General features: G+C 41.6%; 8 protein-coding genes. All 8 read left to right on the forward strand.

The annotated features are described in order from the left end of the window. Nucleotides 1–1,087 (forward strand): histidine kinase (locus RHS_RS26705; RefSeq protein WP_047834884.1); only part of this gene is annotated, 1,087 nt, incomplete at its 5' end. Then, nucleotides 1,074–2,060: a substrate-binding domain-containing protein gene (locus RHS_RS26710; RefSeq protein ID WP_044293944.1), complete on the forward strand. Its 987-nt coding sequence runs from the start codon at nt 1,074–1,076 to the stop codon at nt 2,058–2,060. The genes RHS_RS26705 and RHS_RS26710, both read left to right, overlap by 14 nt. Nucleotides 2,061–2,911: 851 nt before the next feature. Beyond that, complete coding sequence (locus tag RHS_RS26715; RefSeq protein ID WP_047834885.1) at nt 2,912–4,405, forward strand: sugar ABC transporter ATP-binding protein; 1,494 nt, start codon at nt 2,912–2,914, stop codon at nt 4,403–4,405. Between the two features lie 18 nt (nt 4,406–4,423). Further along, nucleotides 4,424–5,413, forward strand: a complete 990-nt coding sequence (locus RHS_RS26720) for an ABC transporter permease (RefSeq protein WP_047834886.1) — start codon at nt 4,424–4,426, stop codon at nt 5,411–5,413. 92 nt (nt 5,414–5,505) lie between these two features. After that, nucleotides 5,506–6,705: an ABC transporter substrate-binding protein gene (locus tag RHS_RS26725; protein ID WP_047834887.1), complete on the forward strand. Its 1,200-nt coding sequence runs from the start codon at nt 5,506–5,508 to the stop codon at nt 6,703–6,705. A gap of 202 nt (nt 6,706–6,907) precedes the next feature. Further along, on the forward strand, nt 6,908–12,997 hold the full coding sequence (locus RHS_RS32080) for an Ig-like domain-containing protein (RefSeq protein ID WP_395023581.1): 6,090 nt from the start codon (nt 6,908–6,910) through the stop codon (nt 12,995–12,997). 155 nt (nt 12,998–13,152) lie between these two features. Then, entirely contained in the window at nt 13,153–13,593 is a 441-nt protein-coding gene (locus tag RHS_RS26740; protein ID WP_027295069.1) for an RbsD/FucU family protein, read from the forward strand. Between the two features lie 293 nt (nt 13,594–13,886). After that, nucleotides 13,887–14,569 (forward strand): sugar-binding domain-containing protein (locus RHS_RS26745; RefSeq protein WP_047834888.1); only part of this gene is annotated, 683 nt, incomplete at its 3' end.

A 14,569-nucleotide genomic window follows, 5' to 3' on the forward strand; every position in this document is an offset into this window, starting at 1 on the left:
ATTGCTGAACAGTGGTTTGAAAGTAGAAGCAATAGACCGTGTTCTGGCGCAGGAAAATGGCAGCTTCATTACAGATGAAGGTAATGGCAGTAAATTATATACGGTCAGTACTTCCAGGGAAACCGGTTGGACCATAGCAGGTGTTTCTTACATAGGAGAGCTGATCAAGAACAAAGACGAAATGCAGATATTTTATCTGGTAATAGCTTCCGGGCTGTTTGCTTTGGCCATGATACTCGCGGTTGTGTTGTCGAAAGAAATTACAAAGCCTATTAAGGATCTCAAGGATTCCATGAAAGAAGTAGAGCGGGGAAATTTCCAAAATGCAGCATTTGTCAGCAAAGGGGAAAATGAGGTGGCAAGCCTTGGCAAATCATTTAATATTATGACAGGAAAGATACAGAACCTGATGGAGGAAAATGTACGGGAACAGAAGGAAAAGAGGAAAAGTGAGCTAAAGGTACTGCAATCCCAGATCAATCCGCATTTTCTATACAATACCCTGGATTCCATTATCTGGATGTCTGAGGGAGGGAAAAACCGTGAGGTAGTGCAGATGACATCGTCTTTGGCAAAACTATTGCGCCAGAGTATCAGTAATGAGGATGAAATTGTTACCATTGCAAAAGAGCTGGGATACACCCGGGAGTATCTCACAATTCAGAAAATGCGTTACCGTGACCAGCTGGAATTTGAGATAGACGTTCCAGCCCGGATTCAGAGAAAGAGTATCGTAAAGCTGGTGATTCAGCCTATTGTTGAAAATGCAATTTATCATGGTATCAAATATAAAGAAACAAAAGGAATGATCTATATCACCGGAGAAATGACAAAAGAAAAAATCATCCTTTGCATTCGGGATAATGGAGTGGGAATGGAACAAGAAGTGCTGGACCACGTTCTGGAAAACAAACGTCCGGACGAAGTATCTAATAAAGTTGGGGTCTATAATGTCCACAACCGTCTGCAGCTGTATTACGGTAAGGAATATGGTCTGGCTTATGAGAGCACGCCGGGTATTGGTACAAGCGTATACGTAACGATACCAAATGATGAAATGGAGGAAGATGCGTATGACGAAGAGTAAAAAATCCATCCTTGTCATCCTGGCAGTGGGGGCAGTGCTTCTATTCACGGGCTGGGCGCTGATTGGACACTGGCAGGGGAAGACCAGCCCGGTTAAGATAGTGTTTATCCCTAAAATTGTGGATGATTCGGATTTTTGGGGATCGCTCACAGAAGGTGCCCAGGTGGCGGCGAAGGAATATGATGCGAATATGACCATTACCGGAGCAGATTCTGAAAATGACTATATCAAACAAAGGGAGCTGCTGCTTCAGGCGGCAGAGGACAGGCCGGACGTTATCATGATTGCCCCCAGCAGTTTTACGGATATAACGGATGCAATTAAGCAGACGCTTGAGATGGGAATAAAGGTTGTGCTTGTGGATTCCTCTATCGACCAGGAACTGGGTTTAACCCTGGTGGCAACCGACAATTTCCAGGCAGGACAGAAAATGGGAGATTTTATAAAAAAGAATCTGCCGGATAGTGACCCGGTGATCGGCATTGTGGCCCATGTAAAAGGTTCTTCCACCGCCATGGAGCGGGAGCATGGATTGCGGGACGGACTGGGAGAATACGAAGAAAATATTGTAGATACGGTATTTTGCAATTCCAATTACCAGAAAGCATATGAGGTTACAAAAGAAATGCTGGAAAAAAATCCCGGTATTAATGTCATAGCGGGATTAAACGAATATTCTGCGGTAGGAGCTGCCCGTGCGGTGAAAGACCTGGGTCTGGAAGGAAAGATTACTATGGTTGGATTCGACAGTTCTATAGAAGAAATTCAATTGCTGGAAGAAGGTGTCTTTAAGGGGATTATCATTCAAAAGCCCTTTAATATGGGCTATCTTGGTGTACAGAAGGCAGTGGAAATTGCCCATGGAACCGTCGTAGAGAAAGATGTGAATTCCGGATCGGAATTAATTACGAAAGATAATATGTATACTGAAGAAAATCAGAAATTGCTGTTTCATTTTCGGGAATCTAACTAGTATTACAGTGTACAATTTATTGAAATTGGGTTTAGCTGAGAAGGAGACGCTTTGTAGATGTAGGTAGTGTACGGAAAGAGAAGGGGGCGCACCATGGCAGGCGTTTGGAAGGCTTACCGCAGAACTGGCATTTTCTAACCTTGCCGGAGCGCTTTTTGGCGTATTTCGCAGCTCAGTGCCCGCTTAGTATCCGATGGGAGCCAGTCGGATACTATCCGCCAAAAAACACTCCGGCAAGGTAAGTAAATGCTCAGATCTGCTATACGCCTTCCAAACGCCTGCCATGGTGCGCCCCCTTCTCTTTCCGGGATGCAGTTTGTTGATACAAAGCTGGTTTTCTCAGCATGGTGGAACCCCAGGGGGGTGGCATGCTGTACACTATTGGCATCGAACGTATAAAATGCATAAGGCAGCTTTAGCTTATCATTGTGGACTGGTTGTTCATTCTGCTAAATCTTAAGTATCTTATATACATAAAATCTTAAAAATCTAAAAATGTAAAATTTAAAAAACTAAAAAGACTAAAAAAATCTAAAAAAACTAAAAAATTTAAAAATCTTAAAAATCTAAAAAACTAAAAAATCTAAATATCTTATATTTCCAAACATCGGATACAATTGCAAACAGCGTGCAGCATGTCACAACCCAGAGTTTCTGCCGGTTGAGAGAATCGGCTTTAGGCAATTAAGTCATTTTGTACACTAAAAGGTTAAAAAATTATTATACAGTAAGATTTTTACCTTTTCTAAGAAGATATTCTATTGTTATATTCACAATTTAGACATATAATGTTCATTAGTTAGAAGAAAGTTATTTAATAACTGCAAAAAAAAGAAATGGAAGGTGAGAACGTGGGTGATGTAATACTGACAATGAAAGGCATTGATAAGTCTTTCCCCGGAGTCCATGCCTTAAAAGAGGTTAATCTGGAATTAAAAAAAGGTGAAGTTCATGCACTGATGGGTGAGAACGGAGCCGGTAAATCAACTTTGATGAAAGTATTAACCGGAATTTATGCTAAGGACAAAGGTACCATTACATTTGAGGGTAAAGAAGTAGAGTTCAAAAGCCCAAAAGAAGCTCAGACAGCAGGTATCGTTATTGTGCATCAGGAATTGAACATGATGAATCATTTGACTGTTGCTCAAAATATATTTATCGGACGCGAAAGCATGAACGGTAAAATGATCAATGACAGAAAGATGAATGTCGAAGCACAAAAATTATTTGATTTATTGAATATTGATATTGATCCTAGGGATACGATGGGACGTCTTACAGTAGGAAGGCAGCAGATGTGTGAAATTGCAAAGGCTATTTCAACGGATGCAAAGGTGATTGTATTTGATGAACCTACAGCTGCTCTTACGGATGCTGAAATCACTGAGTTATTTAAGATCATCGATGACCTTCGCAAGAAGAATATCGGAATCGTCTACATATCTCACAGAATGGATGAAATTAAGAGAATTACTGACAGAGTAACGGTTATGCGTGACGGTGAGTATGTAGGAACAATCGTAACAAAAGATTCCACGAAGGATGATATCATCAATATGATGGTTGGACGTGTTGTTTATGAAGACCCGAAAGAACACAGCAATGTACCTCCAAATGCACCGGTTGTATTAAGTGTTAAGAACTTAAATGCCGGGAAGATGGTCAGAAATGTCAGCTTTGATCTTCACAAAGGAGAAATCCTTGGCTTCTCAGGATTGATGGGAGCAGGAAGAACAGAGACAGCAAGAGCATTATTCGGAGCCGATAAAAAGGACAGCGGTGAAGTATATATTAATGGCAAAAAGGTAGATATTAAGAGCCCTCAGGATGCAGTAAATGCGGGCATCGGATACCTGTCAGAAGACAGAAAGCGTTTCGGTGTAAATGTTGAAAAAACAGTAGCTGAAAATACGACGATGGCTTCTCTGGAGAACTTTACAAACGGTCTTTTCATCGATAAGAAAAAAGAAAAAGAAGTTACCAGGAAGTATGTAGAAGCGTTAAAGACAAAAACACCTTCGATTGAACAGAAAGTAAAGAATTTATCTGGCGGTAACCAGCAGAAGGTAGTTATAGCAAAATGGCTTACCAGAGACTGTGACATCCTGATTTTCGACGAACCTACCCGTGGTATTGACGTCGGTGCAAAGAGCGAGATTTATGCTCTGATGAATGAACTTGTTAAAGATGGAAAATCCATTATCATGATTTCATCAGAACTTACGGAAGTACTTCGTATGAGTGACAGAGTCATTATTATGTGCGAAGGCCGCAAGACTGGAGAGCTTTCCATTGAAGAAGCTTCTCAGGAAAAGATCATGCATGCTGCAACATTAAGAGAATAATCAGGAGGGTAAGAGAAAATGGCAGAGCAGAAAAAAGGAAAGTTAGGAAGTATTGGAACGCAGAAATTGGTAGCCGTACTGGCATTGGTTGTATTATTTATCTTCTTTTGTATAGCAGGAACCAACTTCGCTCAATATAGTACATTTATCAGTATTTTAGATTCATCTTATTACATTGGATTTTTAGCAATTGGTGTAACTTTTGTAATTATTACAGGCGGAATTGACTTATCGATCGGTACAGTCTGTGTCTGCTGTGCATTAATCGGCGGTACTTTATTTAATAAAGCAGGCCTTCCGATGGCACTTTGTATGGTTGTGATCTTAATCTTAGGTATTTTATTCGGTATGGCAAATGGCTTGATGGTTTCCGTAATGGGACTGCCGGCTTTCATCGCTACACTGGGTATGATGATGATCACAAGAGGTTTAGGTTCTATCGTAACAGCAACAGCAAGTGTTACTTTCCCACAGGGTGAGTCAGCAGGAAGCTGGTTTAGAAATATCTTCAAGTTCCAGGGAGAAGGACTTCCGTTAGCCGGAATTCCTACAGGATTTATCTTATTGATTGTATTGGCAATTATTATGTCCATCTTCTTAAATAAAACCCGCCCGGGACGTTATATCCTTGCATTAGGAAGTAACAAAGAAGCAACCAGACTGTCTGGTGTAAACGTAGTAAAATGGGAAACATTAGCATATGTAATCAGTGGTTTTTTTGCAGCATTAGCAGGTATCTCCTATGCAGCAGTTTACTTAACCATCATGCCTGGTACAGGTAATGGTTACGAATTGGATGCAATCGCCGGCGTAGTAATCGGTGGTACATCTCTTTCCGGTGGTGTTGGTTCCGTATCCGGTACTTTGATTGGTGTATTTATCATGTCCGTACTGAAAACAGGTCTTCCATTTGTTGGATTACAGCCTCACTATCAGTTATTTATTACTGGTTTCGTATTAATCATCGCAGTATTTGCAGATGTTTATAACAGAAGAAAACAGGGTTAAGCGGCAGAAACTAATAATGTTATTCAATCTTCCTGCAAAATGCAGGAAGATCAAAATAAAAACTTCAAATTCTATTAAGGGAGGATTTAACAATGAAGAAAAAAGTGATTAGTGCAGTATTAAGCGTATCTATGGTAGCAGCTTTAGCAGTAGGGTGTGGAAGCACAGAAACAAAGACAACTGAGGCAGCTACAACAGCAGCATCAGAAAAAGAAACTACAGCAGCAACAACTGAGGCAGCAAGTGAAGCAGCTACAACAGAAGCAGCAGCAGGAGAAACAGAAGCAGGATCTGAAGCTTCTACAACTTCAGCAGCAACAGGTGATTACAGCGATGTAACAGTTGAAATCGTTGCAAAAGGTTTCCAGCATGACTTCTGGAAAGCTGTTAAATTAGGTACCGAAAATGCAGCTAAAGATCTTGGATTAAAATCTACTAATTTCGTTGGACCACAGAATGAAAGTGCTATTCCGGAACAGGTTGAGCAGTTAAAGAATGCACTTAACAAAAAACCAAGTGCAATCTGTCTTGCAGCTCTTGATCCAGATTCCGTATTAGGATCCGTTAATGATGCAAAAGCATCCGGTATCCCAATCGTTGGATTTGACTCTGGTGTTCCAGGTGCTCCGGAAGGAACAATCGTTGCTAACGCAGCTACAGATAACTATGCAGCAGGCGGACTTGCAGCAGAAAAATTATATGAACTGATCAAAGACAAAGTAACAGATCCAGCTGAACCAGTAAGAATTGGTTGTGTATCCCAGGATGCTACATCACAGTCTATCGGTGAACGTACAAGCGGTTTCATTGATAAAATGGTTGAATTAATCGGAGCTGACAAAACTTCTGTTGAAGGACATGACAAATACAACGCTAAAGTTGACGGCGCAAAAGTTGTTATCGAAGTAGGTATCCCTGCAACAACAGATGACGCAGCATGTGTAACAGTAGCAAACACTCTGTTGAACAAAGCTGACTTAGTAGCAATTTATGGTTCTAACGAATTTTCAGCTAAGAATATCGTTACAGCTAATGAAAGTTTACAGAAACTTGGCGCTGACAAGATCATCGCTGTAGGATTTGACTCCGGTAAAGTACAGTTACAGGCAATCAAAGATGGTATCTTCGCAGGATCTATCACACAGAACCCAGTACAGATCGGTTACCAGGCAGTTACATTAGCAGCAAAAGCAGCTAAGGGCGAAGCTGTATCTGATGTTGATACAGGATGCTTATGGTATACAGCAGAAACTATGGAAGATCCAGACATCGCTCCATGTCTGTACGAATAATCTGTAGAGAATACTGAAATACTTTTTAACTCATAGTTTTAATTAAATATGCTTCAAAACGGAATAGAGAGTGGATTGTAAATTCCCTCTCTATTTTTGTATTTAAAATGCTTGGTAATTGATGGAAAAAATGATAAAATATTCTGAATTTTCAGAATTTTTTATAAAGTAACCAAAAACGAACAAGAAAAGGAGAAGAGGTATGAAGAAAACTTGGAAAAGATTTGTGTCGACGGCAATGACCGCAGCGATGATCGTACCGGGAGTACTGGCTCCGGTGAGCTCAATGAGCGCTAAGGCTGAAACCCGGGAAGTAAACAGGGAGGGTGTCTACAGCATCGACCTGAGTGAAAAGGGAACTGCAGCGCCTGCACCTTGGGGGGTATTACCGAGTCAGAACCAATACGATTATCAGAAACAGGAATTAGCTGCATTTTGTCACTTCGGCATGAATACTTACACCAATACAGAATGGGGAAATGGGCAGGAGTCACCAAGCAGTTTTGCACTGGAAAATGATTTTGATGCGGATAACATGGTAAAATCATTGCAGGACGCGGGATTTAAAAAGTTAATCATTACGGCAAAGCATCATGATGGATTTTGTATATGGAGAAGTAAATATACGGAGCATGATCTGGAAAGTACTGATTATGAGGGGGACGTGCTGAAAGAAATTTCAGCGGCATGTACAAAATACGATATGGATATGGGATTATATTTATCACCATGGGATGTAAATAATCCATCATACGGATATCGTGACGAACAGGGGAATCCAACGGATAAAGAGCATGACTTTTTAGATTATAATGAGTATTATAATAATCAGCTCCAGGAGATTCTGGGTAATAACGAATATGGTAATGACGGACATTTCGTAGAAGTGTGGATGGACGGAGCTAAAGGCAGCGGCTCAATGGCGCAGGATTATGATTTTGATTTATGGTTTGATACAATCCAGAAAAATGAAGGAGTTGCATCTAAAAATTTTGAATCTGATTGTATGTTATTTGGTGCACAATCCCGCACAACAGTACGCTGGATCGGAAACGAAAGCGGCTTTGCCAACGAAGAGACCTGGTCGAAATCAAGAGTGGATAAGGAGAGAGATACCATTGACAGCAGGCAGGTAGGGGGAGCAACCTCCGGATACCATGACGGCAATCAATGGACAGTTCCGGAAGTAGATGCAAAGATTACATCGGGCTGGTTCTGGGGACCGGGTAAGAAGACACCGCTCAGTCTGGAACAGCTTTCCAATATGTATTTCGATTCTGTTGGACATGGTGCGGTTCTGTTATTAAATGTACCGCCGAACAGAGAAGGAACCATAGATCAGACTATCTTAGACAGGGTTTCTGAATTCGGATCGAATATCAATGAGACGTTTAAGAAGAATTTAGCTGCACAGGAAGGTGTAACTATTTCTGCATCATCGGTAAGGGGTGATGATATTGCATATTCACCGGATAATCTAAAAGATAATAATGATGATACCTATTGGACCATGAATGATGGTTCCACTACAGGTTCCATAACGATAGACCTTGGATCAACCAAAACATTTGATGTGGTATCCATAGAAGAAGCGATTAAGCTGGGACAGCGGGTTTCTTCCTTTACCGTGGAATACCAGAACCAGGGCGGAGAATGGAAAAAGTTTGCAGAAGGGACTACAATCGGTCCGAAAAAACTCTGCCGGAAAACTCCTGTAAAAGCAGATAAGGTACGCATTAATATTACCGGCTCTTATGCAGTTCCTGTAATCAGTGAAGTCGGAATCTATAAAGCATCCCAGGGCTTTGAAATCGGACAGGCAATCCCGGATGGCCTGGATAACATCGATATCAAAGATACGGATACAACAGATGGCATCGGATTTGAAATCGGAAACGGATGGACCCAGGAAACCGGTTCCCAGTACACAAATGGTACAAATATGTGGGCAAATCCAAATGCTGAGTTAACGCTTAAGTTTACAGGCACAAAAGCGTGGCTTTTAGGAACACAGGACCCGAATCATGGAACAGCAGATTTGTATATTGACGGTGCTGCAGAGCCTGTTACAATTAACACAAATGCATCCAAGAGGGCAGTGGGACAGGTCTTATATGAAACACCTGATTTAGAGGATGGACAGCATACGATCAGACTGGTAGTAAAAAACAAGGCAATCGGACTGGAAGCGGCATTAGCATTAAATAATGGCGGTAAAGGAATGTTCGAATTAGAACAGACTGCCTATACGGTGCCGGAAGATACGGAAAATGCCTTTGTTGTAAAACGTATCGGCGGTTCTAAAGGCAGGGCAACCGTTCTGTTCCAGGATAACCCGGGAACGGCAGTGCAAAGTGAATACATACCTACAGAGGGAATTGAACTGGTATTTGAAGAAGGGGAAACAGAAAAAACAGCTCATGTAACGACAAAACGCCAGACCTTAAATACCGGTGATCTTTACTTCAGCGTTGACCTGGTAGAGCCATCCGATGGCGCGGTACTAGGATTTAAGCCTTCTGCCCGTGTAACCATCACAGATGCTGATAAGATCACAAAAGATATGGTATCAGAACTGATTGCTTCTACTGATTCGCTGGTAAGTGCATACTACAAGGAAGACAGCTGGAATGCAATGATGGATGCGAAAAAAGAAGCTCAAAAGGTTGTGGATAATGAAAGTGCAACCGGAGTTGCAATCACAAATGCATATAATAATCTGAAAGCAGCGATTGACGGACTGGTGTCCAGAGATCCATATACAGAAGAAGATCCGTTTGCCTTCCCGGCATATAAAGATCAGTCGAAGCTTCTGGAAGCAGAATTTTTTGCCCTGGATCCGATTGAAGGGGATAAATATGTAAGAATTACAGAAAGTGACCAGGCAAGCAACAAAAAAGAAGTAAACTGGTTCGAACCTGGAAATAAGATTATTCTTCATTATACAGCTGAAAAAGCAGGTACCTACAATCTGGAAGCTACCTATCGAAGCGGCAGGGCACAGAACAATCCAAATGCCTTTGTCTGGAGTGGTGAAAAGATTGAAAGCGGCAGCCAGGATGTATACGGTGAAGATGGAGCCACAGAATATCACAAAGTGGTACTTCCGATTAAGATTACAGAAGCAGGTGCCGGAACCCTTATCTTTACAGCGGATGCAAAAGCAGGACCGGTAATTGATAAGTTCGAGATTACACCAAATGAAATTGACTACGTTAAGTTCCAGATAGATGCATCAGCAGGAGAACACGGAAGTATCAGTGATGCAGGTGATAATGAGGTTTATCAGGGAACAGATAAGAAGTTTGTGATCACACCAGAGGCTAATTACAAAATTGATGATGTATTAGTAAATGGCGAATCGGTGAAAGACCAGTTAGTAGTGGAGGATGAAGCAGCAAATTCATATTCTTATACTTTTGTAAATGTTCAGGCAAACAGCACCATTGAAGCTTCCTTTGTATTTGACCATTATACAGAAGCTCTGCCATTTGCATTCCCTTCCGATGAAAGCACAGCTAATTTAGAAGCGGAGCACTTTACCTTGTATCCGGTGAATACGGATAAATATGTAAGAATTTCCGATAACGAGAATGCAAGCAATAAAAAAGAAATCAACTGGTTTGAACCAGGAAATGTAATTAAACTTCCGTTCACCGCAACTCAGGCAGGTACCTATACACTCACCGCAACTTACAGAAGCGGAAGAAACTCCTCAGCACCAAATGCATTTGTATGGAGCGGTACCAACGTAGTAAGCGGCAGCCAGGACGTATCCGGACCGGATGCAAATGTATATAAAACAGTAGCACTTCCAATTGTAGTGACGAAAGCAGGTGCAGGTGAACTGGTATTTACAGCAGATGCAAAAGCAGGCCCGGTAATCGATAAATTCGATGTACAGTTTACAGCTCCGGCTGCACCGGTAGAAAGTGTAGAACTGGATAAGGCCAGTGCAACACTGACCCAGGTGGGAGAGACCCTGCAGTTAACTGCAACGGTAGCACCTGAAAATGCAACGAATAAAAACGTAACCTGGGAGTCATCCAATCCAGAGGCAGCAACGGTAGATGAAAACGGACTGGTAACAGCAGTTGCAACCGGAACGGCTAATATTACCGTAACCACCGAAGACGGAAATAAGACAGCGTCCTGTGAAGTTACAGTAGGGCTTCGGGTAACCGGAATTGCCTTTGACGTAACCGAAAAAACCTTAACGGCTTCAGGAGAAACATTCCAGTTAAATCCTGTATTTACACCGCAGGATGCAATGAACAAAGAATTAACCTGGAGATCTACAAATGAAAGGGCAGCAACAGTAGATCAGAGTGGTCTGGTTACAGCAGCAGCAAATGGAAATACAGAAATCGTAGCCATTACAAAAGATGGCGGCTATGTGGCTGCATGCAGAGTAAATGTAGAAATACCAGTGAGAGCAGAAAGTGTATCGCTGGATCGTACAACTGCAGAAATCACAACAGAAAATGGAAATATCCAGTTGACAGCAACCGTTAATCCGGAGAATGCCACCAACAAAAATGTAAGCTGGGTATCTTCTGATCCGGATATCGCGTCAGTTGATGGAAATGGTCTGGTTACCGCAGTTTCGGATGGGCCGGCAACGATTACCGTTACTACGGAAGATGGCGGATTCACCGCAGTATGTGAAGTTACCGTAGCAATTGTACCAGAGGTTATACCGGTAGAAGGTATCACAATGGATATTACGGAACACACCATGCAGAAAGCAGGCGAAATACTGCAGTTAAAACCGCAGGTTCAGCCGTCTAATGCAAGCAATCAGAAAATAACTTATAATTCCTCCAATCCGGAGGCAGCAACCGTTGATGAAAATGGCTGTGTAACAGCAATTGCAAATGGTGATGCAGTGATAACGGCAACAACAGAGGATGGCGGATTTGAAGCAGCCTGCACCATTAAGGTAGCCATTCCGGTTGGAGTTACAGAGCTTATCTTAGATAAGAAAGAAGCAACCCTGACAAAAGCAGGAGAGACGTTAGAATTACACGAAACAGTAATGCCGGAAAATGCAACCAATAAAAATGTAACCTGGATATCTACGATGCCGGAAGTTGCAGATGTAGATCAGGGTGTGGTAACTGCAGCAGCAGATGGAACGACTACTATTATTGCATTGACGGAAGACGGGCATTTTACAGCAACCTGCCAGATAACAGTTTCCATTGTGAAACCGGTAACCGGAATCTCCTTAAAGGAAACTCATTTAAAATTCAGCAAAGCAGGAGAGACTGCACAGCTGAAAGCAGTCATAGCACCAGAAGATGCCACCAATAAGAATGTTGCCTGGACCTCTTCCGATTCAAAAGTGGCAGAAGTGGACAAGAACGGTGTGGTAACTGCAATTGCAGATGGAAAAGCAATTATCACAGTAAAATCAGAGGATGGAGCATTTATGGCATCCTGTGAGGCAGAGGTTAAGATTGATAAACCTGTAATCTCCGTAAACGGAGTAAGCCTGAATAAAACAAATGCTGTATTATACGGCAAAGGGGCAAGCCTTCAGCTGAAAGCAGAGGTTTATCCTGAAAATGCAGCAAATAAAAAGGTAACCTGGACGTCTAAGGATAAAAAAGTAGCAAAAGTTGATTCCAATGGAAAAGTTACGGCTGTATCTAATGGAAAAACGGAAATTATTGTGAAAACAGCAGATGGAGATATTACAGAAAAATGTACCATTACGGTTAAGGATGATAATAAACCGGCAGTCGTAAAACCAGGCAGGGTTACGAATGTAAAAGTCAGCAATAATGCAACGCATTCAATGAAAGTGACCTGGAATAAAGTAAAAGGTGCGGATACTTACCGGGTATACGTATACAATCAAAAGTTCAAGAAATGGTCAAAGGCAGGAACTACAAATGAAACAGGCATGACAATTAAGAGACTGCCGGTTGGTATGGAATGCCAGGTCAAAGTTGCAGCAGTAAATAAAGCCGGAAAAGGTGCTTATTCAACTGCAGTAACCACAGCTACAAGGCCAAATAAAGTAACATTAAAGTCTGTAAAGAAAAATACGGCAGACAGTGTAAAACTTACATTCAAAAATGTAAGAAGCGATGGCTTTGCAGTTTACATGAAAGCAGGCAAGGGAAAATATAAAAAAGTTGATACAGCAAAAACCACAACAGCCGTTGTAAATAAACTGAAAAAAGGCACAACCTACAGCTTTAAAGTACGTGCGTACGTAAAAGCAGATGGAAAAACCTTCTATGGAAAATATTCCAATGTAATTACTTATAAAATGAAGTAATATCTCTTGAAATTGTTTTCCAACAGTGCAATAATAATAAAGCCATCATGGAATACGGTGTCTGGAAGTTTATAAAGGTTATATCTGATGCCTGATTATCAGGCATCAGTTGTATCATAAAATTAAATCAACGCATATGTTAGGAGGACAAACAAATGTTAAAAGGAATACCACAGATTTTATCACCAGAGTTGTTAAAAGTATTATGCGAGATGGGTCACAGTGACCGTCTTGTAATCTCAGACGGGAATTTCCCGGCAGAGTCCATGGGAAAAGATGCAATTGTTATCCGGTGTGACGGACATGGTGTACCGGAAATCCTGGACGCTATTTTAAAAGTATTTCCACTGGATACTTATGTGGAAAATCCGGTAAACTTAATGGAAGTAATGCCGGGAGATGATGTAGAGACACCGATCTGGGATACATACAAAGAAATCGTTGCAAAGTATGACAGCCGCGGAGATAAAGCCATTGGTAACATTGAGCGTTTTGCGTTTTATGATGAAGCAAAGACGGCTTATGCAATCATTGCAACCAGCGAGAAAGCTCTTTATGCAAACATTATGCTGCAAAAAGGGGTAGTAGTAGAATAGAAGAAACAGGTTTGGAATCAGGGGCGCTGCCAGACAGATAAATAATTATCTGTAGGCAGCGTTTCTTTTTTGCTGCTTTTTGAGGGTGTACCTCTTAATCCAAAAATAATATAAAATTCGATAAAAAGTCCAACTTCAGGTAAATATTCATAAAATAATAAAATTTGTTACAAACATAATCCTAAAAGCGGTTAATCACCCTATGCTAAAATGAAAATGATATATCAATACCCAAACAGAAATCAGTGTTTAGCGCTGTGCGGAGGGTTGAAGAGAGGCGGGCAAAAGGGAAGATGAGAATAGAGAAAAAAAGAACAATATTTACACGCTGTCTGGGAGGTGGGCTTGCCGTAGCTCTGACATTCGGACAACTGGCTGTTCCGGCAGACGCGGCGCAGATGAATGAGAAAAGTAAAACAGAGACGGTGATAAGCAATGCAGAGTCTAGAGGGGTGGCTGAAGAAACCGTGATCGGGAGTGAGTCGTGGGAAACGCCTTTGATTCCCGATGCTGCCGCTGAAATTCCCGGAGTCAGTGAACATAAGATAAGTCTGAATGAGACAACGGGGGATGGAACCTGGAAGTTCTTATTTAATATTCCGGATTATACGGAGCCAAATGGTGTGCCGGCGCCTACTGAGAAAAAACAGGAATTTAATTTTGATGCCTGGAGTGGTAAAAACTGGGAAAATATTAAGGTGCCGGGTGAAGCACTGATGCAGGGATTTGATATTTTAACGAACAATGAATATTATTACCAGAGAGAGATTACCATTCCGGAAGATTTTGCAGAAAACCGGATTATGGTGCGCTTCGATGGTGTTTACAGTAATGCCAGGGTGTGGATTGACGGGGAATATATACGTACCCATACCGGCGGGTTTACCACCTGGGACTGTGATATCACAGAGTACGCAGCACCGGGTCAGACAGTGACAATGACGGTAGGAGTGGCGGATCTTTACTCGGATACAAA

This window comes from Robinsoniella sp. RHS, from assembly GCF_001029355.1.
In the GTDB taxonomy this organism is placed as follows: Bacteria; Bacillota; Clostridia; order Lachnospirales; family Lachnospiraceae; genus Robinsoniella; species Robinsoniella peoriensis.

What these genes read in the sequence shown, in the direction of transcription:
- RHS_RS26710 (WP_044293944.1), top strand. Translation starts at nt 1,074, where the DNA reads ATGACGAAGAGTAAAAAATCCATCCTTGTCATCCTGGCAGTGGGGGCA.
- RHS_RS26720 (WP_047834886.1), top strand. Translation starts at nt 4,424, where the DNA reads ATGGCAGAGCAGAAAAAAGGAAAGTTAGGAAGTATTGGAACGCAGAAA.
- RHS_RS26725 (WP_047834887.1), top strand. Translation starts at nt 5,506, where the DNA reads ATGAAGAAAAAAGTGATTAGTGCAGTATTAAGCGTATCTATGGTAGCA.
- RHS_RS32080 (WP_395023581.1), top strand. Translation starts at nt 6,908, where the DNA reads ATGAAGAAAACTTGGAAAAGATTTGTGTCGACGGCAATGACCGCAGCG.
- RHS_RS26740 (WP_027295069.1), top strand. Translation starts at nt 13,153, where the DNA reads ATGTTAAAAGGAATACCACAGATTTTATCACCAGAGTTGTTAAAAGTA.